Raw genomic sequence first — 21,612 nt, 5'->3', positions numbered from 1 at the left:
CGTAGTGACGATGAAATTCTTAGTTCCCACCGCTAACGTACGCAGTGGATTTCTTATGGTTCACCTGAGCTTATAATCTCAGATGAAGCCAGTATTCCACCACTATAAACAGCAACGAGCTTAATAGGAATGTTTGTAGTGGTAATAGTAAAAATGCCAAAGCATTTTACTTGGAGAATTTTAGACCTTGGCTAAAATTCTAGCCGGAAAATCCATTCACGTAGTGAATTAGTTGTTAGGCGTCCATACCACTACTAACCATTGCTCAAATATTTGTAAAATAATATATACATTATATTACATAATGTCGTAATAAAGAAGTAATTTTACTACACTATCATATTGAAATAATGCTATCAACTTAGTATAATAAATATAGAGAAGCAAAATAAAAGGAGGATTATATGGAAAGGTTAAAAAGTATTTGGTTTTATTGGACATTAGTCTTAATGTTTATTATTTCAATGATTGCTAAACAGCTTGCTCATGTATCATTTTTAAAATTATTCGGACATTTGGTAATAGCACTAGTAATAGGAATGTTACTGCAAACATCCGCTTCGCTAAAAGAACAGACAAAAAAAGATATTCCATTTATTAGTAATAAATTTTTACGACTGGGAATTATCTTATTAGGTTTCAAATTGGCGCTGGATAAATTACTTGTTGAGGGTAAAAAAACTCTATTATTAGCTTTTTGCGTCGTACTGTTCATGATCGTGCTTACCTATGTTTTATGCAGAATTTTTAAAGTTGATAAAGAACTTGCTCTACTATCATCATGCGGTTGCGGAATATGTGGAGCTGCTGCCGTTATGGGTGTAAGCTCTCAACTACGTGCTAAAACGGAAAACAGTGTTCTTGCAGTAGCGGTAGTTGCTATATTAGGAACTATTTTCACTCTTATTGAAGTAACTTTAAAACCATATTTAGGACTTTCCGCTTATGAGTACGGGATTTTTACAGGAAGCAGTCTTCACGAAATAGCTCACGCTGTGGCAGCAGGTGGTGCCGGTGGACAAATTGCACTGGATACGGCTATTTTAGCTAAATTATCACGTGTTTTAATGCTTATTGTTGTTGCTGGTGTTCTTGTTGTAATTAATCTTCGTTCAAAAGAAAAAGAAACCGGAAAAATGCCTATGCCTTATTTTATTATCGGATTTATCTTAATGAGTATTTTAGGCAGTTATGTTAATATACTAAAACCGTTAGCACCTTATTTTGTTGATGTTGCTTATATCTTTCTCGGAATGGCAATGGCAGCACTTGGCATGAGTGTGAATTTTACTGTAATAAAAAAACGTGGTCTTAGAGTATTTTCAGCGTGCTTTTTATCTTCAGTAATTTTAATGGGCGTTTGTTATTTGGTCGCAAAATTTATTTTTTAACAAATATATAAAAATATATTGAAAGGAGAAATACTTATGAATATTACAGAAGTTTTAAATATTGAGTATCCAATTATCCAAGGGGGCATGGCACAGATAGCAAGATATGAATTAGTCAGTGCAGTGTCAAACACCGGCGGATTAGGTGTATTAGCTACCGGTGGTATTACGGCTGAAGAGTTAAGATTTCAAATAAAAGAATGTAAAAAATTAACATCAAAACCATTTGCCGTTAACTTAATGCTAATGATGCCTAATATTGAAGAACTAATAGACGTTCTTATAGAAGAGGGCGTCAAAATAGTCACTACCGGTGCAGGAACACCGAGAAAATTTATGCCTCGTTTAAATGAAGCAGGCGTTAAAGTAATACCTGTAGTCCCTTCAGTAAAAACTGCTAAAAAAATGGAAGACTTAGGCGCGACGGCTGTAATAGTAGAAGGTATGGAAGCCGGCGGTCATGTAGGTGAAACTACAACAATGTCCTTAGTACCGCAAGTAACCAGTGCAGTGTCTATTCCTGTAATCGCAGCAGGGGGCATAGGTGACGGTCGTGGTGTCGCTGCAGCTTTTTGTCTTGGTGCTAGTGGTATTCAAGTCGGAACCTTGTTTTTAGCAACTGATGAATGCCCGATCTCAAAAGAGTACAAGGAAGCAATTATCTCAGCAACAGATACATCAACAACACTTACAGGTACAAAATTCGGTGCTCCTGTTCGCTGTTTAAAAAATGACTTAACAATGCGTTACCATGAATTAGAAGAAAAATCGGACACTTTAATGGAACTTGAAGAATTAACACTCGGTTCTTTAAGACGTGCAGCATATGAAGGAGATATAGTAAACGGATCTGTTATGTCGGGGCAAATCGCCGGATTAGTTAAAGAAATACAACCGGTTAAAACAGTTATACAAACATTATTTAAAGAAGCTAAGGAAGTTTTAGAAAAAACTAAAATTTAAGTTTTCAATATTTCTTCACCGCTACAGAAGTAACAATAAAAAAACTTTGCGTTTATCTAAGCCCACTATTTATGTAACAAGGAGACCTTAAAGTTATGGTTAATTATGCTAATGTTTTAGTAGCTATAATCGGTATAATAATAGTTATTATAGGCATATATAGTCTACAAATTAATAAAAAAATTAAAATAAGAAACATATCTATATGAAAAAAAAATTAGTTAGTAACAGTTAATAAATTATATTTAATAAAATTAGATTAATTATAATATACTAAAACTGTATATATAATTTCTCAATCTTTATTAGTATTACAATAACTGTTAAGAAGAGATTACTCAGCATTAAATTGAGTAATCTCTTTTAATATTAAAATTTATTTTTTTCTACGTTTATATATTACCTGATCTCCGGTATTTCGTTTTTGAAGACGATCATTTCTTGAATTTATTTGAGCAGCTTTTTGAGAATTTTCTTCTCTTGATGTCACTTCAACATTAACCTCTTCTTTTTGAATATCAACATCTTTAGGCGAAGTTTCATTTTCTTCCGTATTAAATTGACTATTATTAGAGTTAAAATCCTGTTTTTGTGTGTTAAACTCTACATTTTGGTTATTAAACCTAGGATTTTCTCCTTGATTATTAGGATTTATCTGTTCATTAGAATTAAAACTTGCTTGCCCGTTTTGATTAGGATTAAATCCTTGAGTTGTTCTACTGTCGGCATTAAATTGACCCTGATTATTAGGGTTAGCGTTTCGACTATTTCCATTGAACTGAGAATGATTAAAGTTTTGCCCTTGATTATTGTATTGAGAATTTTGTCCATTAAATCTTGGATTAACACCTTGGCCATTAGGTCTTGGTTGTCCGCTTGCAAAATTGCCTTGACCTCTTTGGTTATTAAAACTTTGAGCATTTTGATTATTTCTATCGTAAGCTGCGTTACGGTTTATCGGATTACCGAATTGGTCAAATTGTCCCCCTTGTTTAAAGTTTGGAATAGGATTACCAAATTGATCATATTGAACAAATTGTGAGTAGTACGCCTTAGCTTGTGGTGTCTGTCTTACAAAAAATTTAATAAAATCATCATTTTTATTAGTTTCAAGTGCATTAGAAGGTAATGTCATTAGGACGAAGAAAAATCCTATAACATAAATAAATGATATTATATATATTGTAAAGTAATTTAATAAATAAAACAATACAATTAAAATAGCCAATCCCCAGTTAGTAAAACCTACATCTCTTAAGCGACGTGCATAGCTCGCTGTTATAGGAATTAATATAATAATACCTATAACTATTAAAATAAAAATAACTGCTATACTGGTAGTTGCGGTAGATGCCGCATCAGCGAAAGAATTACCGGAAAAGTAATCATAATTACGATAAGCACGAGATGTAATTCCGGCAAAAGAAGCAAATACACTATAAAAAAATACGATTAATACAATTAAAAATCCAACATGAATAGTTCCAACCGGAAACCAATGCCCGGCACGTGAAGAATAACCGTTAAAATCTACAAAACCTTTAAAAAAATCACTAAAAGCGGATCCAAAGGTAACGTGTTTTTTTCTTTGATCTATCATAAAATCCTCCTTAAAAAATAGACTTGGAATAATATACTAATGATATAATATCTATATAAATAAGTCAATTAAAACAAGGATTTTTCTAAAGTGATTTTTACTATGGATAATAAAAATATTTAATCAAAAAAGCACATTGTCCGATATAATTTAATAATTTAATATATCATTATTATTCTAAAACATATTTTTTATACTTTATAAAACAATTATCGAAGTTAAATAGTTTTAATTTGTAGGTAAAACATCAATCGAATGCGCGGTTATGAAATAAATTTTTAATAATATAATAATAATTTTGCGCCGTTTATTATGTATTATTTATAAAATTTGTAGAATATTGGCTTATTTTAGAGATTATTTCCTTTACAAAGTCGAAAAATTCTTGTATAATACACATATGTCTTTTTAGAAAATACAATAAATTGTAAAGGAGATTTGTATATGAGTATTTATAAAAAAATTCCATTGCTCGTTAAATTGATAGCAGCTATAGCACTAGGTATTATTTTAGGGGGTATTTTACCAACGTCTATTATCCGAGTATTCGTTACATTTTCATCAATATTCAGTTCATTTTTAGGATTTACTATTCCATTAATTATCGTCGGATTTATTGTCCCCGGTATTAGTCAAGTATCAAATAACGCCGGAAAACTTCTGGGACTTTCAACCGGAGTGGCTTATATTTCTACTTTGATAGCGGGAACGTTCGCTTTTATAGTGGCTAAACTGGTTCTTCCGGGCATATTGGCTAATGCAACCCTACAATCATTTCAAAATCCGGAAGAGCTAATGCTTAAAGGTTATATCGAATTTAAAATGAACCCTATTTTTGATGTAACAACAGCACTTATTATTTCATTTGTTTTAGGAATCGGTATTTCCGCCGTAAAATCAGAAGGTTTAAAACAAGGATTTAATGATTTTGGCGAGATTATTGAAAAATTACTTTCGGTTGTAATTATTCCGTTACTTCCATTGTATATCCTAGGGGTATTTATGAATATTACCGCTTCAGGTGAAGTATTCAAAATCTTAAAAATCTTTATTTTTGTTTTTGCTGTAATTTTAGTCTTACATATTATCATTATTCTTGCTCAATATACTCTTGCAGGAACCGTAAATGGGCGTAATCCGTTTAAAATGCTGGTAAATATCATTCCGGCGTATATGACGGCAGTAGGAACTCAGTCATCAGCAGCAACTATTCCGGTGACACTTCGTAGCACTAAAAATATGGGAGTAGATAAAAATATTGCTAATTTTACAATTCCTTTATTTGCTACTATTCATTTATCAGGAAGCACAATCACATTAACCACTTGTGCAACAGCTGTTTACTGGCTGCAACATGGTGCGGTATTTCCGACAACGGCAGTAATGATTAAATTTATTATTCTTCTCGGAGTAACAATGGTGGCCGCCCCCGGTGTCCCCGGCGGTGCAGTTATGGCAACCCTTGGTTTATTACAGTCAGTTTTAGGATTTAATGAGATTATGTTATCATTAATGATTGCTTTATATATTACTCAAGACAGCTTTGGAACAGCTTGTAATATTTCAGGTGACGGTGCATTATCTGCAATAGTGGATAAATTAAATCAAATATTATTTAAAAAGAAAAAAACAACTTAAAATATAATATCAAAATAAAAGGAATAAAGAACTACATCTCAAAACTCGTAATTTTGTTGGAAGTTGATTTTAGTCAAGCAACCTCCTATAATTTAAAATACTTTTTCCAATAATGTGAAAAAAATATTTATTAAGCAAGTTTGTTGTTAAATTTTAAGTTTTTTCATATAATTAAACTATAAATGTTTACCTTAGGAGGATTTTAAAATGACATTCAAATTACCAGAATTACCTTATGGATTTGATTTTTTAGAACCGGTTATCGATGCTAAAACGATGGAAATTCATCACGATAAACACCATGCTACATACGTTAATAACTTAAATGCGGCATTAGAAAAACATCCGGAATTAGAAGAAAAGTGTGTTTGTGGTTTACTTCGTAACATAGAGAAAGTTCCAACCGATATTCGTCAAGCTGTAATAAATAATGGCGGCGGGCATCACAATCACTCACTATTTTGGAAATCTTTAACTAAAGTAGACAGCTCAGAATTTTCAGGATTAATTAAAGAAAAAATTGATGCTGAATTAGGCGGTTATGAAGAATTTGTAAAAAGTTTTTCTACCGCTGCGGCTACAAGATTTGGTAGTGGTTGGGCATGGTTGGTGCTGAATAAAGAAGGAAAACTGGCAGTAACTTCAACTGCTAATCAAGACAGTCCGTATTTGAGCGGTTTATATCCATTATTATGTCTTGATGTATGGGAACACGCTTACTATTTAAACTACCAAAATCGTCGTCCGGATTATATTAGAGAATTTTTCCGCATCGTAAATTGGGACTATGTAAATGAACGTTTAACAAACGGTTTAGAATATTTTAAAAAATAGTTATTTATAGAAGGAGAGTTGGAAGTTAATTTTTAACTCTCCCTCTATTAAATTTAATAAAAAATTTTTAACTTTATTTTAACATCTTATTTTATACTATTAGTTACTTTAGGAGTAGGGCAACCTAACTCCTAATTTTTATTAGAAAAGCAAGTTAAGTTTGGAGGATTTTTTATGCTGGGTAATTGGAAAACTTTCGCCGTATTTATAGGGGGCACTGTTTTTTATGAATTTTTGATACTTCTTCTCTGGTTTGGTTTAAAATGGATGTTAACTCCATATACAACGCAAAAGGTTAGACTTTTGATTTGTATAATATTGTTTACAGTTGCCAATTTTTCGATATTGAGTTACATACTGGGGTTTGGGGCACCTATTGTAAACTATGGAAATATTTGGTTTTTCTACTTTAGTAACGGTTTTGTTACTCTAGTTGTTTTGACTATTTTATATTGGATATTAAAATTATTTAAAATAAATTTATCGCAAGGCATAAGTTTAACACTTACAGGAATATTTTTACTGGGCATGACTGCACTGGGATTATTTTGGGCATATTCACCGACAGTAAAAATCAAACTGTAAAAGTTGATAAACATCTTGAAAAACCGCTTAAAATCGCTATGGTAGCTGATTTACATCTCGGAACTTTCTTTGGTAACGATCAACTTGAAAAGTTAAATACAATAATAGAGGAACAAAAACCTGATGTTGTTATTATTGCTGGGGATATAATGGATGATGATATGGTTATGTACAAAAAACGTAATATGGGAAAAACGCTTAGCAAACTTCACGCTCCCCTCGGTGTTTATACTGTAATGGGAAATCACGATCATAATACGGAAGATATCATTAATGAAATTTCTAAAGCAGGGATAAAAACTCTTGCGGATGAAACCGTAAAATTAACTGATGATATAACACTCGTCGGACGTAAGGATAGAAGTGTTAGTAGAAATAGATTAACAACTATGGATTTATTAAAAAATGTTGATGCCGACAAGACTACAATTTTAATAGATCACCAGCCGAACGCCATAGAAGCACACAGTTTATTACCGATTGACGTACAATTATCCGGACATACTCATCGTGGTCAAATTTGGCCGTTTAATTATATAACAGATAAGGTTTATATTTTAGACCATGGTTATAAAAAAATCAATAATAAACACTTCTTTACTACAAGCGGTTACGGATTTTGGGGACCACCATTCAAAACAACCGCTCGTTCAGAAGTTTGGATAATAAACTTAGAAAGTAAATAAAGTTAAACTTACTAAAATATTAACTTACTACAAGATAAAACGTTCCTTATAATGAAAAACACTCAAGAAAAACAAAACAAACACTCAAAATCAATCTACAAAATGATTGTTTTTGAGTGTTTTTGCTTGAAAAAGATTGTACAACTGTATTACATTAGATATAATAAAAGAAGAATAAGGAGATTAGTTGATGAGAAACGAAAGGCACAATAAAATATTAGAGTTATTAGAAAAAAACGGTTTTGTTACTCTTCAAGAATTAATAGAAAAACTCGAGGTGTCAGAAGCAACCGTACGTCGTGATCTGACCTTACTTGAAGAGAAAAATCTACTTTACAGAACTCATGGCGGTGCGTCTAAAAAAACATCAGCGCGCGGTTTAGAAGAAAGTGTTGTTATTAAACGTTCAGAAAATATTCAAGATAAAAAAGAAGTTGCAAAATATATAGCAAACAATATTATAGAATCCGGACAGACAATTTATCTTGATGCCGGAACTTCAACATTTGAAATAATTGATTTTCTTCGTGATAAAAGAATTACCGTTGTAACTAATTCGAGTTATCACTTATCAAGATTAATACATAACAAGATCCATACTATTATTTTAGGTGGAACAATTAAACACTCAACACAAGCTGTAATCGGTCATTCCGCAATAAAACAACTTGAAAATTACAGTTTTGATATGTGTTTTGTCGGTTGCAACGGTGTAGATGCGAAGTTCGGTCTTACTACCGCCGAAGAGAGTGAAGCATTTATTAAGCAAATAGCCTTAAGAAATAGTAAAAGAAAATTCATCTTGGCTGATAAAACAAAATTCGGACATAGAAAATTTCAAAAATTTGCAGATTTAAAAGATGTAACGATAATATCGTATTCCGTTCCGGAAGAATTTAGAATATATGACAACATAATAGAAGTAAAAACAAAGGAGGATAAATCGTGTATTATACAATAACCCTTAATCCGGCTGTCGATATGCTTGTTAGTGCTGAAAATTTCGAACTTGGAAAACTTAACCGAACAAAAGAAGCGCAATATGTAGTCGGTGGCAAAGGAATTAATATTTCAATGTTATTAAATAATGTTAATGTAGAAACTGAGGCTCTTGGTTTTGTAGCAGGTTTTACAGGGTACTTTATAAAATCGGAGTTGGATAAACTAGGTATTCATTATGATTTTGTAGAAACTTCCGGGGTAACAAGAATCAATATGAAACTTAAAACCGAAACCGAAACCGAAATAAATGGACAAAGTAGTGCTGTAAATAGTAAAAATATCGTAGAGTTTTTTACAAAATTAGAAAATCTAACAGACAATGATGTCGTTTTTCTATCAGGAAATGTTATTAGCGGTATGAATATCGAAGATTTTAAACGCATTGCTAAAACTATTTCAAAAAAAGGTGCCTTACTTGTTGTTGACAGCAATAAAGAATTGGTATTGGAAACATTACAATATAAACCGTTTGTAGTAAAACCTAATGAATTTGAGCTGGGAGAAATGTTCGGAGTAGAGATTACCAACGAAAAAGATATTTTAACTTATGCGACAAAATTAAAAGAGCATGGTGCGAAAAATGTTCTTGTTTCACGTGGAGCAAAAGGAGCAATACTTCTTACAGAAAATAATGAAGTTTATTCGGTTAACGTAGCCAAAGGAGATATTATTTCAACAGTGGCAGCAGGTGATAGTATGCTTGCTATGTTTGTTGCTACATATAATAAAACAAAAAATTATGAAATAGCGTTAAAATATGCTTCTGCGGCAGGAGGTGCTACATCATTTTCGGTTGGTGTAGGCAGTAAAGAATTAATTGAAACGGTAGTAGAGCAAATAAATGTTAAGAAAATAAAATAAGTTATAAGGAGAATAAGATGAAATTAACAGATGTTATAAATTTTGACTTAATACAATTTAATTTCAGTGCAACTAACAAACAAGAAGCATTGGATAAACTTACAACATTATTGGTTGAAAAAGATATTATCGCTGACAAAAAAAACTTTTATGATGCTTTAATGGCACGTGAAAAGCAATCAACAACAGGTGTCGGTGAGAGTATTGCTATTCCTCATGCTAAAAGTGCAGATTTTAATAAAGCGATGATTATTTATGCGAAAAGTGATACCGGTGTTGAATGGGAAAGTTTTGACGGTCAACCTGCCAACCATATTTTTATGATTTGCGCTCCGGACAGTGGTGCTGATGAACATTTAAAAGCGTTAGCTTCACTGTCGCAAGCATTAATGGATATTGATGTAAAAAACGGTTTAAATAAAGCAACTACAAAAGAAGAAGTAGAAAAAGTATTTACCGACTTTATAACAAAAACCGAAACTCCAAAAAAAGAAGAAAAACAAAAAACAGTATCAACAGAGAAAAAACCTTATATTATTGCTGTAACAGCATGCCCTACAGGTATTGCTCATACATTTATGGCAGCTGAAAAAATTAAAGAAACAGCAAAAGAAATGGGATTGGAAGTTAAAGTTGAAACGAATGGTCAAATCGGTATTGAAAATAAATTGACGAAAGATGATATTAGTCGTGCAGCAGGTATTATCGTAGCTGCGGATAAAAAAGTTGAAGTAGCACGTTTTGCAGGTAAACCGACTATTATAACAAAAGTAGCGGATGGAATTAACAAACCGCAGGAATTAATTCAAACAATTTTAGACGGTAAAGCTCCTATTTACATTCATGACGGAGCAAGTGAGGATACACCGGACAATACCGGTGATGAAACAATTTGGCGTAAAGCCTACAAACACCTAATGGAAGGTGTTAGTAATATGTTGCCGTTTGTTGTTGCAGGCGGTATACTAATCGCTCTATCATTTTTCTGGGGAATTAATGCCTTTGATCCAAAAGACCCATCATATAACAAAGTAGCAGAAGTATTATTCTATTTTGGTAAAATTTCATTTAGTATGATGTTACCAATATTGGCAGGATTTATCGGACGCAGTATTGCAGACAGACCCGGATTTATCGTAGGTATGATCGGCGGTATATTAGCAGACCCAAGTATTTTAGGATTGAAATCTGATTTATTAGCTTATACACCGTCAGGATTTTTAGGTGCATTAGTTGCGGGGTTCTTAGCAGGTGGTATTATCCAAGTATTAAAAGCGGCATTTAGCTGGATGCCACGTTCATTAGACGGTATTAAACCTATCTTCCTATTTCCAATTCTCGGGTCACTTATTATGGGATTATTAATGGTCTATGTAATCAACGCACCGATGGCAAGCGTTATGGAAGGTTTGAAACACTTTATCGAAAGTCTTAACGGTAGCGGAAAATTTGTTCTGGGATTTGTTGTAGCATCAATGATGGCTATAGATATGGGCGGTCCAATCAATAAAGCATCTTATGTAACAGGAACAGCACTGGTAACAGCAGCAGGTACGGCAGGTAGTGATGTAATGGCGGCTGTAATGATAGGTGGTATGGTTCCACCGTTAGCAATAGCAGTCTCAGCGACAATTAATAAAAATATTTGGCCAACGTCACAACGTAGTGGAGCATTGGTAAACTACGTAATGGGCTTATCATTTATTACCGAAGGAGCAATACCGTTTGCTGCAAGCAATCCGGCACGTGTTATCCCACCATTGTTTATTTCCAGTGGGGTAGCAGGAGCGTTAAGTATGACATTCGGTGCAGTATCAAAAGCACCTCACGGCGGTATTTTTGCTATAATTGCCGGAGCGGTAAGTAATTGGCAAATGTACTTGCTGGCTTTAATAATAGCTTCAATATTAGGAGCGGTATTATTAATACTTTCATTAAGTTATGGTAAAAAGACAAAAAAATAGAAAATAAAACCAAGATTTTGAGAATTACATTTCTCTAATCTTGGTTTTTTATACTATCAAATTAGCTACTTTCAAAAATTTTCGCTAATTATTACTGCTCATTAAATTCGCCCCAGCTACTTGTACGTTTGTTTCCATCATGCGTTCCGGTTGCTACATAGTGACGTTCGCCGCTGAAAGAAATATAGCTAATCCAGATAAAACCCTCATTAATAACATAATTATCATAATAGATAATCTCGCCTTGCGAATAATCGGCTACTATTTTTGCTGTAACACTGGGTTTAACTCGAACATTAATGGAAGTAACAAGAACGGTAAATTTTCCGTTTTCACTTTTTAATTCCCACTTATGACTTTCATCATAAAACGGACGAATAAAACCTACCAAATGGGCATTATCACGAGTTTTAATTCTAGCAACTCCACCACGTTCCGGCGTACCGTCAACATTTTGTTCAACCGAGGTTATAAGGTTATTACTGACAGAAATTACAATACCGACGTGTCCAAAAATATCATTAGCACTCCACTGCCAAATAGCAATATCTCCGGCAGAAATTTTTTCTTCTTTTGCAGAATATCTTGTCCAATTTTTAGGAATAGGATTTTTTAAGTAATCAAGGGCATTGCCGTACATTTGGTATCCGCCGAATATTTTAGTATAAGCCATAGTTAAATCAACACATTGTGCTCCATAATAACCGTCAATATCAATCCAGCGATAAACGCAATCTTTCGCCCAATTAATCATTTCTTCTTTAGTTGCCATACTTATTCCCCCTTAGAAAGCAATCTTTCTTTAATAATATTAGTAAGTTCATCGACACTGTTGCCAATATTTTGTAAAGTTTTATCAAGTTTAACCAAGAAAAATACAGCAACAAAAATCGGGAAACCGACAGTATTAATAAAATTTAATATATCCATAATAAAAAGGTGTGACGTTTGCCACACCAACCTCCCTACTACTCTAAGACAGCTTCTTCACGAGTTACATAAGCAACTTTTTTTAAAGAAGTAAGAACACGTTTATCACTATTAAACACTTTGCTGTCAATAATTTTTTGAGCTACAGGTTCAACAGCAGCTTTATTCAAATTATCTTTAGGGTGATTAATATTCACACGGTAACTTTTTTTTTCTTCAGTAATAAAATCTAAAATTAATGTTTTTTCCATAATAAATCTCCTTCATATTATATTAGTGCAGTGGTAGTAAGCGATACATTCTCAATATTTTTTTCAACTAATTTAGAAAGTTCGTCACCTACTTCTTTAAGCACAGAATCTTCAATATTGATATTTGCTTCAAAGTTGTAACTTTTTTGAACAGTTTTTTCACCTTTTGGAACTGAATAGTTAAGGTGCAAAGTTTTTTTAAGTGTTTTCATTTTTAAAATCTCCTTTTATTTAAAATATATTTTGTGTCTTTGGCCTCTGACATTATATATATCGTACTAAAAATAAAAAATTCCCAAAAATAAAAAAAGAAACGACTCAAAAATCGTAATTTCATTAAAAATTGATTTTAATAAGTCGTTTCCGTACAATTCATTAGATTTAAGAAAAGCTCTTTAAAGAGAATTTTTGATTTTCTGCACCTAACTACTAATTAAGAAAATTTTATTAAGATTTCCAGTTTTTAGGTCAATCATTTAAAATTGGAAAAGTTATTTTTTTGTTTTTTTGTTTTTTACTTTATTTTTTGGAACACGCTTTTCTGATCCGATATTCCAAACAGTTTCTTCTTGAGAAGCAATTTCTTTATAAAGATTCGCATCTGCTAATTTTGATTTTTCTTCTTTCTTTTGAGATAATTTAGATTTTGCCGTTCTTTTGGTAGAATTACTATGAATAGCATTTCTAGGACCTGAGCCATACACAGAAGAATAGACAGGCGTAGGTTTAAATTTCCCTACCGGTGCCTTGGGAGTAATAGTATTTGTTTCCATTATTGTAGCAGTTACCGATTTTTTTGAAGGTGTCAGATTATTAGAAGAATATTTTTCAAAAATAGCCTCCAGTATTTTCTGATTATTTTCGATTTTTTCCTTACTAACAGGTCTATAGCCTCTATCTACAGTTTTATATTCCCCTAAAGTATACCCTTTAGGTTTTTTAAAATAATCGTCCACTTCATTACTGTAAAGTTTTTCGGTATATTCAATACCACGTTCAATATCTTCCTCTTTATTTTCCGTATCTTCAGTTTTTTCTGCTGTTTCGATTTGTTCAGCTGTAGAAACTTTTGTTTTCGCCGGCATTGTTTTTTCTTCAACAAATTTATCAATATCGTTATTTAGATTAACACTCTTCACACTCGGTGCTACTTCACGTGTTAGACTGTCAATATCCATATCATCAGCGTAAGTTTCAATTTTATTTTGTTTTTGAAGTTCTTTTATTTCATCTTCGTCCAAATGATAATCACTATAATCCGCTAAAATATCTTTAGAAGAATTTTTTATTTCATCATAGTCTTCAATTTCAATATCTTCTATATGGGCAGCCCTTTGAATAAGCTCTTCATCTGAAATTTGTTTTTTAGTATCACTTACTTCAACCGTATTTTCTTTTTTCAACTCTGCTAAATTAGAATTTAATTTTTCAATTTCAGAAAGAGTTTTTGTTTTTTTAGCAGCCAGATCTATGTTTTCACTAACAATTAAATTATCCAGCTCAGTTTTCTCCGGTTCTTCTTCGGTTTTTGGGTAAACATCTTTTCTAAAATTCATTATATCTTCGGTAGGTAGCTGATTCTCTTTTTCAAAATTTTCACCAATAGTTTTTTTGCTGGTACGATCGATGTCATCTTCAAATAAATCCTCTGAACCTTCCAATACATCATCAACACTTGTATATTTTAATTTTTCACGACGATCTTCTACAGATTCCAACTCTCTTACATCAATATCTTCTACTAACTTTTCTTTTGTTTTTTCTTCTTTTTCTTTAATATCGGAGAAGATTTTCTCCAACTTATCATCATCTTTTTTTGTTAAAGGTATGTTAGAAGTAACTCTATCTTCTTTTCTAGTGATTGTATTAAAATCCGAGTTTAGTTGATTGCGTTCTTCCTGATGTTTAGAATTACGTTTTATTTGTTCAGAATAGGTGTCTTCAACGATATCTGCTATTTTGGGAGTGATATTTTCTTTAAATTCTTTGCTGTCTTTTTCAAGAATCAAATCGGTACTTAGATTATCCATTTCATGATCTTGTTTAAGTCGTTTAGTTCTTACAGCTGCAAGTGTAGGATGTGTTCTTCTTTCGGTTTTATCAGCAAAAATATCAACATCTTTCATTTCAGCGTCATCAACTCCAAGTTTTCTCAATGTCAAACTTAAATTTTGAGTATCCGTTTTTTCCGCTTCATCGAAATGTTCCGGTATTACTTCATCATTAACGACATCTTTTTGAATTGTTTCAAATTCTTCTTCTAAAGTTTCTTGTTCTACATCTCCCGCTTTAGTATTTTCTTCTTCGAAATCATCAAGGATAGTATCCAACTCTTCTTTTTCAATATCTTTATCAGAAACAGCGAAAAGTTTATCCTTTAACTTTTTCAAACTGTTTAAAAAGCCACCTTGTTCTTGAACGTCATCTTCTTCAGCCTGAATATCATTTTTCGGTTGCGTAGTTTCTTTTTTCTGACGTTCTAAATAAGTCTTATAATCTTCCGTCTTTTCATCTTTTTTAATATCGTCAAATTCTTCCGGTAAAGTCTCATCTTCATCATCATAAGCAACCTGATCTTTTGTACTGAATAGATTTTTTAATTTATCAAAAAAACTAACTTTCTTCTTAGCACGAATATGGTTATCTTCATTGTCTTCGGAAACTTCATAATCTTCTAAATAAAAATCATCTTCACCAGTATCTTCATCAGATAATGTATCTTTATTTTTAGAAAAAATTTCTCCCTCGTCATCAGCAAACTCTATATCAAATTCGTTATCCTCTTTTACCTTTTTTTCTTCAAAAACAGTGTCTTCATCTTCTTCTGAAAACCATTTTTTCCAGTTTACCATAATACTGCTCCTCCTTATCTACAGTTTTATTTTAGATTTAAGTCCTTAAAACGAGTTCCTACTTCAATATTTTTATCCAAAATTAAGATACCTTTTACTCCTTCTTCATAAGATAGTCCCAATTCTCTACGAGAACAAAGCATACCGTCAGATTCGACACCACGAAGTTTAGATTTTTTAATCAATAACCCGCTTGGTAACATAGCACCGATTAGAGAAACTACAACTTTTTGTCCCACATCAACATTAGGTGCACCACAAACAATTTGTAACACTTCAGCATCTGAAACTTTGACCGTAGTTACTGATAATTTATCGGCATCGGGGTGCTTTTCTTTTGTAAGGACCTCTCCAACGACGAAATAATCATCATTATTTCCTTCCAAATCAATTTTAATACCGTTTTTTTCAAGACGAGCTTGAAGTTTTTCTTTTTGTTCCTCAGTAAGATCAATACTGCCTTCTCCGGATAATTTTAAATTTTCAACATTAAAAATATTCAACCCGACAAGGATATTATCCTTATCTCTAATCAGTGCAATATTTTTTTTATTTTCAAAAGTAACTACGTCTTCATTTCTAATAGTAATTAATAGTGTTTCACCTAACATTTTTTTATTGTAAAAAAATAACATAATACAATCTCCTAAATTATTTTTTTTATTCTATAAATATAAACAAACTTTCGATATTACTACCGTCATATTTAAAAGTAATTGTTGTAATAGGAACTAACCCTTCGGTAAAAAAATGAACCATCATTTTTTGTAAAATCTCCAACCCTTTTTTATTTTTTATATCAGCTATAACGAGAACATCCTGATGAGGTAATCCTAAATAATATTCACCGCCAATTTTGTCATAAAAATAATTAAGAACTTTTTTATCAAGAATTCTGGCACCGTCATAACCGTCTTTAGCATTTAAAAAATAAAATGTATTACCTGCTACAATGTCCGTATTGAATTTTAACGGTAATTTTTCCAAATTACTTTCTGCAATCTCCAGTAAGGTTTCTTTATTTGTATTTAGCTGTTTCAGTATGTCTTTATTTAATAATTTATACCCTGTATCAAAATCATAAGCTAAGTATATAGCCGTTTCATTGGTGTGACTGAATTTAATCAAATCTGCCTTATTATCTTTATTAAAACCGGCGGATCTGATAACGGGATATATTTTTTTAAAAATATCTTCTTTGACTAGTTCATTTTGAGTAATTTTGTTTTGAGAGATAAAATTCTGTTCAAGATGGTAAAGAAACTCTTCAAATTTTTTATTACTGATTTTTGTTTTATCATTATTTAGTCTTTTTACAAAATTATCGATATCAACCTTAGCCTTATGCCCATTATAATCTAAAATAAAAATACTTTTTTCATTCAACTTACGTTCATAAATTTTAATTTCAGGTAATTTTTCTAAAATTTTTTCTAAAATATAATCTCTTGTATAAGACATAACGCCCCCTATTAACTTATAATATGGCTATTTAATTATATCATAAAATACAACAAGCAAGCAATACTAACAAAGAGGTCAGTCTATAAAATTAGAATTTAATAAAAAGATAAATTTTTAAGGGTGAGTATAAAAAAGATTATTACAATATTTTAAATAAAAAGATTATAAATTTTTAAATTTAGTTTAGGGTTGCGATTTTGTTTAAATAAACAATAATTAAAGTGTTGAAAAACTATAATAAATATTGTAATATAGAGAGGTGTATAACATTGTTTCACATCAATATTAGATTTAATATTTTCAGTGTTGTTTAGTATGAAAATTTTATTTAACGATGATGTTTGAGAATGTTTATAAAATAAAATACAATGTGATTATTAAAAAACTATAATCTACTAAAGAAAATTTAAAATAATAGAAAGAGAGAATTATTATGGGTCGTAAATGGAATAACATTAAGGAAAAAAAAGCGGCAAAAGATGCGAATACCAGTAAAATTTATGCAAAGTTCGGAAGAGAGATTTACCAAGCCGCAAAAAGTGGTGAGCCGGATCCCGAAAGCAACAGAAATTTAAAAGTTGTTTTGGAGCGTGCTAAAACTTATCGTGTTCCTAAAAATATTATTGACCGAGCTATAGAAAAGGCTAAAGGTGGCAGTGAGGAAAACTACGATGAGCTTCGTTATGAAGGGTTTGGCATAAGCGGAACAATGATTATTATTGATACGCTTACCAATAATGTTAATCGTACTGCGGCGGAAGTTCGTACGGCTTTAGGTAAAAATGGCGGTAATTTAGGCGTGACGGGTTCTGTGAATTATATGTTTGATAATACGGCTGTTATCGGTGTCGCCGATAAAAGTGCAGATGAATTGTTAGAAATCTTGATGGAAGCGGATATTGATGCACGTGATATCGTTGAAGAAGAAGGATTGGCACTCGTTTACGGAGAACCTGAAAACTTCCACGAAATTCAAGAAGCGTTAAAATCTGCCGGAATAGAAGAATTTGAAGTAGCTGAAATTTCTATGATTCCACAAAATGAAGTAACATTAACCGAAGAAGACAGGGTAAAATTTGAACGTATGTTGGATATGCTTGATGATTGTGACGATGTTCAACAAGTATACCACAATGTTAACTTGGATTAGAGGTTAGCGATGGTAAAAAAAATAAAGAAAAATAGTTCATACAGCTATAATGATAGAAATGTAAAACCAACTTTTTCTACAGAAACAACAAGATCTTTAGCAAAAGATTTTCCGGATATAGTAAACGAAAATGCTAAAAGTGGAAAAAGAGTTATTGCTTATGCAATAGATTTATTAACTTATGTACCAATAGCAGGATTATTTCATTTTACAACATTAAATTTACGCCAAGTAGGTGGTGCTGAAAATGAAAGAAATGCAATGTATATGATGCTGGCGATTGTCGTCTACGCTTTACTGTTGTTCGGTTATTTACCAAATAAATGGCAAGGACAGACTATTGGGAAAAAATTACTAAAAATTCGTATGGTTCCGATAAATAATCAAAAAGTAGAATTTTCAAAATATATTATAAGAGAATTTTTGATTAAAATTGTACTAGGTTGGATATGTGTACCTGTTATTTTAGCACACGGTTTATATAAAAAATTATTTGAAAAACAAGACAATATTACATTATTACACGATAAATTATTGCAGACAAGGGTTGTGGAAATATCCCAAAAATAATTCTTTAGAGGTGTTATATGATGAAAATAGATAGACATGCTTATATACTGGAAGAATTAAAGAAAAAACATTTAGTCAGAGTCAGTAAACTCGCTTATGATATGAAAGTTACGGAGATGACTGTAAGGCGTGATTTGCAAGAACTGGAAGATTACGGTCATTTAACTCGTATTCATGGCGGTGCAAAGCTAAAACCCAAAAATTTTTATCAGGAAGATAATTACAACAAAAAAATTCTGATAAATGTTGATGAAAAAAAGCAAATTGCTAAAAAAGTAGCGGATATTATAAAAAATAACGAAACAATTTTTATAGGCGCAGGAAGTACAACGAGTTACTTAGCGGAATTTTTACAAGATAAAAGCATTAACATAGTAACTAATTCCATTACAGTTTTTGAGCAATTTAAAGATAATAATTCATGTGATTTAATTTTTATTGGCGGAAGGTATCGCCCTAAAACAAAAGGTTTTGTAGGTTATTTTACACAAGATGCCCTTAGTAAAATAAGTGTCAATAAGGCATTTGTAGGAGTGAACGGTATTGATTTGGAAAAAGTTACAATTTCCGATGAAGAAGAAGGACGTTGCAATGACACTATACTGAACAATGCGACTGAACGCTATGTTTTAGCGGATCACAGTAAATTTTCCACTCATGCTTTCTATTCTTTTTATCGCTTAAAAGACTTAACAGCGATAATAACTGATAACATATTGGACGAAAATATTAAAGATCAGTATAAAAAAGAAGTGGAAATTATTTAATTACAATTTAATTACAAAAAGATATATTTTATCTTCAACTATTAAACAATAAAATATACAAACTTTAAAAAAAGCAGAAAAATTAGCCATTCCGGTTAGTTTCTCTGCTTTTTTTAAACCTTTTATTAAACCTGTTCTATATTGTTACGATATTCAAAAACAAAAGAATTATTTCGTCTTTATAGCAGTGGAGAATTATTATAAAGAATAGAAAACTGTATATTAAAGTAGGATTTAATTTACATTTTAAATATTAAAAATATTGTATAAAGAATAAAACGGAAAACTCAATTATATCAATATATTGTAAACTAATATACCTATTATATAAGCATTGTAACATATAAAAATTTGCTTGTAAATTAAATCCTACCTTTTTATACAATATATATTATTACAAAGTGAGGTTCAAACTATGAAAAAAACTAAAGTATTTTTATCTTTTTGTTTATCGATAGTTTTATTGTTTTCTTCCTTTATTGGAAATATTAAACAGATAAATGCAAATACAGATAATGGTGTTACACCGGTAACCGCAGATAAGGTATATCAAAAAACTAAATATTACAAAGAAGGTCCTCTTGGAATAATGGGAGGATTTCATCTGGTAGGGTTTAACAGTGTAGAAACAAAGGCACATACCAATGGTAATATTTTAACAGATACATTAAAATACCAAAGTAATTTTGGGACTAACGAAATTGAAGAAGTCAGCTATATTAGAAAACTCCAAAATCCGGTATCAGGTTTCAAATCGACTTCAAACAATCAATCAATATTGGTTGTAGGACAAGAAATTACGGTTACTACCGCTGATAATGGGCAAGCTTGGGCTCTGAACGGGCAAAAAGCGGATTTTCCGAGAAAATCTAATAATCCAAATGGACTTTGGCAAGATACTCCCAGTACAAAATTTATCAATATAGAGTCTGAAAAACAAAAAGCAATTGCTATCAATAAAAAACTTCGTCAATATGGGGACTTAAATGCAAAAGGTTATTTTGGAGATCAAAATAATCAATATGTAGAAATCTCTAATCCAAGTGGACTTAATGTTTATAATTTAAAAGCAGATGGTAACTACAATGGATATAATGTAGATGCAAAAGGTTTTGAAAAAGGAAAAAATGGAACATTAATTTTTAATGTTGATTTGAAAGGAAAAACTTCTTTTACAATGCCGGGTTCTTTAATTAAGTACAAAGATGGAACAACCGCGCCTATTGCAGAAGTTACAACGTGGCAAGATGGCAATACTATTTGGAACTTTTACGATTCATCACAACCGGACGGACAATACCGTGGAAAAATTAATAATTCAAGAGCAGTAACAGGAATTATACTTGCACCTTTTGCGACAGTTGATTTAACACAAAATTTTAATGGAACAACAATCGCAAATGATATTATTGTAACTGCGGAATCACATAGAACAGATTTTACAGGTAAAACATTAGAACCTACAGAAATTTCTGTAAAAGTCACTAAAAAGTGGGAAGGTCAAAAATTAGATAAAGTAAAAGTTAGATTATTAGCAGACGGAAAACCTACTGATAAAGTGGTAGAATTAAGGGAGTCAAATGGTTGGAGTCACACATTTTCAAATTTAACCAAAACTAATTCTTCAGGAAAAATTATACAATATAGTGTAGACGAAGAAAATACACCGGGGTACACAAAAGAAATTTCCGGAGATGCAACAAATGGGTTTGTTATAAAAAATACTAAAAAAGGAACAGAAAAAGTTAATATAGTCGGAACAAAAACTTGGGACGATAACAATAACCAAGACGGTAAACGTCCAACAAAAATCAAAGTAAAATTACTAGCTGACGGAAAAGAAGTAGCTTCAAAAGAAGTAACAGAACAAGACGGCTGGAAATACAGCTTTGACAACTTGGATAAATACAAAGATGGAAAAGAAATTAAGTACACAATAGATGAGGAAGTTGTAGCAGGATATACAAAAGAAATAAACGGTTATAATTTAACAAACAAATTATTGCCGCCGCCACCAACACCTGAACAAAAAGAAGTACAGTTCAGCAAAGTAAACTTAGGCGGAAAAGAAATTGCCGGAGCAAAAATCCAAATTCTAAAAGAT

The 21,612-nt window shown here is 31.6% G+C and carries 21 protein-coding genes; 13 read left to right on the top strand and 8 right to left on the bottom strand.

What is annotated here, in order from left to right; genetic code table 11:
• Positions 1 to 404: 404 nt before the first annotated feature.
• Together HMPREF1983_RS06275 and HMPREF1983_RS06270 are read left to right on the top strand one after the other, a co-directional pair.
• Positions 405 to 1,391, top strand: coding sequence for a YeiH family protein (locus HMPREF1983_RS06275; RefSeq protein ID WP_021753466.1), 987 nt, complete (start codon positions 405 to 407; stop codon positions 1,389 to 1,391).
• Positions 1,392 to 1,427: 36 nt separating this feature from the next.
• The gene (locus HMPREF1983_RS06270) at positions 1,428 to 2,354 is read left to right on the top strand and encodes a DUF561 domain-containing protein (protein WP_021753465.1); all 927 of its coding nucleotides are present in this window, start codon (positions 1,428 to 1,430) and stop codon (positions 2,352 to 2,354) included.
• Between the two features lie 376 nt (positions 2,355 to 2,730).
• Here HMPREF1983_RS06270 and HMPREF1983_RS06265 read toward each other — a convergent pair whose 3' ends face one another.
• Positions 2,731 to 3,954, bottom strand: a complete 1,224-nt coding sequence (locus tag HMPREF1983_RS06265; protein ID WP_021753464.1) for a DUF805 domain-containing protein — start codon at positions 3,952 to 3,954, stop codon at positions 2,731 to 2,733.
• 444 nt (positions 3,955 to 4,398) lie between these two features.
• On the opposite strand from HMPREF1983_RS06265, the gene HMPREF1983_RS06260 reads away from it, so the two are divergent.
• From HMPREF1983_RS06260 to HMPREF1983_RS06235, 7 genes are all read left to right on the top strand, one after another.
• Positions 4,399 to 5,592, top strand: coding sequence for a dicarboxylate/amino acid:cation symporter (locus HMPREF1983_RS06260; protein WP_021753463.1), 1,194 nt, complete (start codon positions 4,399 to 4,401; stop codon positions 5,590 to 5,592).
• Between the two features lie 207 nt (positions 5,593 to 5,799).
• Positions 5,800 to 6,426 (top strand): superoxide dismutase, encoded by a 627-nt coding sequence (locus HMPREF1983_RS06255; RefSeq protein WP_021753462.1) that lies wholly within the window; start codon positions 5,800 to 5,802, stop codon positions 6,424 to 6,426.
• A gap of 174 nt (positions 6,427 to 6,600) precedes the next feature.
• Positions 6,601 to 7,011, top strand: coding sequence for a hypothetical protein (locus HMPREF1983_RS07965; RefSeq protein WP_021753461.1), 411 nt, complete (start codon positions 6,601 to 6,603; stop codon positions 7,009 to 7,011).
• Positions 6,975 to 7,697: a metallophosphoesterase gene (locus HMPREF1983_RS06250; RefSeq protein ID WP_021753460.1), complete on the top strand. Its 723-nt coding sequence runs from the start codon at positions 6,975 to 6,977 to the stop codon at positions 7,695 to 7,697. Before HMPREF1983_RS07965 ends, HMPREF1983_RS06250 begins: the two co-directional genes overlap by 37 nt.
• 190 nt (positions 7,698 to 7,887) lie before the next feature.
• Positions 7,888 to 8,658: a DeoR/GlpR family DNA-binding transcription regulator gene (locus HMPREF1983_RS06245; RefSeq protein WP_021753459.1), complete on the top strand. Its 771-nt coding sequence runs from the start codon at positions 7,888 to 7,890 to the stop codon at positions 8,656 to 8,658.
• Positions 8,643 to 9,560, top strand: coding sequence for a 1-phosphofructokinase family hexose kinase (locus HMPREF1983_RS06240; protein ID WP_021753458.1), 918 nt, complete (start codon positions 8,643 to 8,645; stop codon positions 9,558 to 9,560). Before HMPREF1983_RS06245 ends, HMPREF1983_RS06240 begins: the two co-directional genes overlap by 16 nt.
• A 17-nt stretch (positions 9,561 to 9,577) precedes the next feature.
• A complete protein-coding gene (locus tag HMPREF1983_RS06235; RefSeq protein WP_021753457.1) occupies positions 9,578 to 11,524 on the top strand; it encodes a PTS fructose transporter subunit IIABC in 1,947 nt (648 codons plus the stop codon).
• Positions 11,525 to 11,615: 91 nt separating this feature from the next.
• On the opposite strand, the gene HMPREF1983_RS06230 is transcribed toward HMPREF1983_RS06235, so the two are convergent.
• From HMPREF1983_RS06230 to HMPREF1983_RS06205, 7 genes are all read right to left on the bottom strand, one after another.
• Positions 11,616 to 12,296: a CHAP domain-containing protein gene (locus HMPREF1983_RS06230; protein WP_021753456.1), complete on the bottom strand. Its 681-nt coding sequence runs from the start codon at positions 12,294 to 12,296 to the stop codon at positions 11,616 to 11,618.
• Between the two features lie 2 nt (positions 12,297 to 12,298).
• Positions 12,299 to 12,481 carry a YvrJ family protein gene (locus HMPREF1983_RS07735; RefSeq protein WP_162790162.1) on the bottom strand — a complete coding sequence of 61 codons (183 nt, stop codon included), beginning with the start codon at positions 12,479 to 12,481 and terminating at the stop codon, positions 12,299 to 12,301.
• Positions 12,482 to 12,492: 11 nt separating this feature from the next.
• Positions 12,493 to 12,705 carry a DUF2922 domain-containing protein gene (locus HMPREF1983_RS06225; RefSeq protein WP_021753454.1) on the bottom strand — a complete coding sequence of 71 codons (213 nt, stop codon included), beginning with the start codon at positions 12,703 to 12,705 and terminating at the stop codon, positions 12,493 to 12,495.
• A gap of 17 nt (positions 12,706 to 12,722) precedes the next feature.
• Positions 12,723 to 12,917, bottom strand: coding sequence for a hypothetical protein (locus HMPREF1983_RS06220; RefSeq protein WP_021753453.1), 195 nt, complete (start codon positions 12,915 to 12,917; stop codon positions 12,723 to 12,725).
• A gap of 279 nt (positions 12,918 to 13,196) precedes the next feature.
• Positions 13,197 to 15,557: a hypothetical protein gene (locus HMPREF1983_RS06215; RefSeq protein WP_021753452.1), complete on the bottom strand. Its 2,361-nt coding sequence runs from the start codon at positions 15,555 to 15,557 to the stop codon at positions 13,197 to 13,199.
• Positions 15,558 to 15,583: 26 nt separating this feature from the next.
• Positions 15,584 to 16,192, bottom strand: coding sequence for a YtpR family tRNA-binding protein (gene ytpR, locus HMPREF1983_RS06210; protein ID WP_021753451.1), 609 nt, complete (start codon positions 16,190 to 16,192; stop codon positions 15,584 to 15,586).
• 25 nt (positions 16,193 to 16,217) lie between these two features.
• On the bottom strand, positions 16,218 to 17,018 hold the full coding sequence (locus tag HMPREF1983_RS06205) for a DUF1444 family protein (protein WP_021753450.1): 801 nt from the start codon (positions 17,016 to 17,018) through the stop codon (positions 16,218 to 16,220).
• A gap of 436 nt (positions 17,019 to 17,454) precedes the next feature.
• On the opposite strand from HMPREF1983_RS06205, the gene HMPREF1983_RS06200 reads away from it, so the two are divergent.
• The 4 genes from HMPREF1983_RS06200 to HMPREF1983_RS06185 all read left to right on the top strand — a co-directional run.
• Complete coding sequence (locus tag HMPREF1983_RS06200) at positions 17,455 to 18,171, top strand: YebC/PmpR family DNA-binding transcriptional regulator (protein ID WP_021753449.1); 717 nt, start codon at positions 17,455 to 17,457, stop codon at positions 18,169 to 18,171.
• Positions 18,172 to 18,180: 9 nt separating this feature from the next.
• Positions 18,181 to 18,741, top strand: coding sequence for an RDD family protein (locus tag HMPREF1983_RS06195; protein WP_021753448.1), 561 nt, complete (start codon positions 18,181 to 18,183; stop codon positions 18,739 to 18,741).
• A gap of 20 nt (positions 18,742 to 18,761) precedes the next feature.
• Positions 18,762 to 19,508: a DeoR/GlpR family DNA-binding transcription regulator gene (locus tag HMPREF1983_RS06190; RefSeq protein WP_040461196.1), complete on the top strand. Its 747-nt coding sequence runs from the start codon at positions 18,762 to 18,764 to the stop codon at positions 19,506 to 19,508.
• A gap of 415 nt (positions 19,509 to 19,923) precedes the next feature.
• Positions 19,924 to 21,612: Cna B-type domain-containing protein (locus tag HMPREF1983_RS06185; RefSeq protein ID WP_021753446.1), on the top strand; the 1,689-nt coding region annotated here is incomplete at its 3' end.

The organism is Gemella bergeri ATCC 700627 (assembly GCF_000469465.1).
GTDB lineage: Bacteria > Bacillota > Bacilli > Staphylococcales > Gemellaceae > Gemella > Gemella bergeri.
The sequence above is the reverse complement of the archived record's forward strand: the minus strand, read 5'-3'. Positions and strand labels throughout refer to the sequence as shown.

What these genes read in the sequence shown, in the direction of transcription:
- HMPREF1983_RS06215 (WP_021753452.1), bottom strand. Translation starts at nt 15,557, where the DNA reads ATGGTAAACTGGAAAAAATGGTTTTCAGAAGAAGATGAAGACACTGTT.
- HMPREF1983_RS06200 (WP_021753449.1), top strand. Translation starts at nt 17,455, where the DNA reads ATGGGTCGTAAATGGAATAACATTAAGGAAAAAAAAGCGGCAAAAGAT.
- HMPREF1983_RS06235 (WP_021753457.1), top strand. Translation starts at nt 9,578, where the DNA reads ATGAAATTAACAGATGTTATAAATTTTGACTTAATACAATTTAATTTC.
- HMPREF1983_RS06195 (WP_021753448.1), top strand. Translation starts at nt 18,181, where the DNA reads ATGGTAAAAAAAATAAAGAAAAATAGTTCATACAGCTATAATGATAGA.
- ytpR (WP_021753451.1), bottom strand. Translation starts at nt 16,192, where the DNA reads ATGTTATTTTTTTACAATAAAAAAATGTTAGGTGAAACACTATTAATT.
- HMPREF1983_RS06275 (WP_021753466.1), top strand. Translation starts at nt 405, where the DNA reads ATGGAAAGGTTAAAAAGTATTTGGTTTTATTGGACATTAGTCTTAATG.
- HMPREF1983_RS06230 (WP_021753456.1), bottom strand. Translation starts at nt 12,296, where the DNA reads ATGGCAACTAAAGAAGAAATGATTAATTGGGCGAAAGATTGCGTTTAT.
- HMPREF1983_RS06205 (WP_021753450.1), bottom strand. Translation starts at nt 17,018, where the DNA reads ATGTCTTATACAAGAGATTATATTTTAGAAAAAATTTTAGAAAAATTA.
- HMPREF1983_RS06265 (WP_021753464.1), bottom strand. Translation starts at nt 3,954, where the DNA reads ATGATAGATCAAAGAAAAAAACACGTTACCTTTGGATCCGCTTTTAGT.
- HMPREF1983_RS06260 (WP_021753463.1), top strand. Translation starts at nt 4,399, where the DNA reads ATGAGTATTTATAAAAAAATTCCATTGCTCGTTAAATTGATAGCAGCT.
- HMPREF1983_RS06270 (WP_021753465.1), top strand. Translation starts at nt 1,428, where the DNA reads ATGAATATTACAGAAGTTTTAAATATTGAGTATCCAATTATCCAAGGG.
- HMPREF1983_RS06255 (WP_021753462.1), top strand. Translation starts at nt 5,800, where the DNA reads ATGACATTCAAATTACCAGAATTACCTTATGGATTTGATTTTTTAGAA.
- HMPREF1983_RS06245 (WP_021753459.1), top strand. Translation starts at nt 7,888, where the DNA reads ATGAGAAACGAAAGGCACAATAAAATATTAGAGTTATTAGAAAAAAAC.
- HMPREF1983_RS06220 (WP_021753453.1), bottom strand. Translation starts at nt 12,917, where the DNA reads ATGAAAACACTTAAAAAAACTTTGCACCTTAACTATTCAGTTCCAAAA.
- HMPREF1983_RS06225 (WP_021753454.1), bottom strand. Translation starts at nt 12,705, where the DNA reads ATGGAAAAAACATTAATTTTAGATTTTATTACTGAAGAAAAAAAAAGT.
- HMPREF1983_RS06190 (WP_040461196.1), top strand. Translation starts at nt 18,762, where the DNA reads ATGAAAATAGATAGACATGCTTATATACTGGAAGAATTAAAGAAAAAA.
- HMPREF1983_RS07965 (WP_021753461.1), top strand. Translation starts at nt 6,601, where the DNA reads ATGCTGGGTAATTGGAAAACTTTCGCCGTATTTATAGGGGGCACTGTT.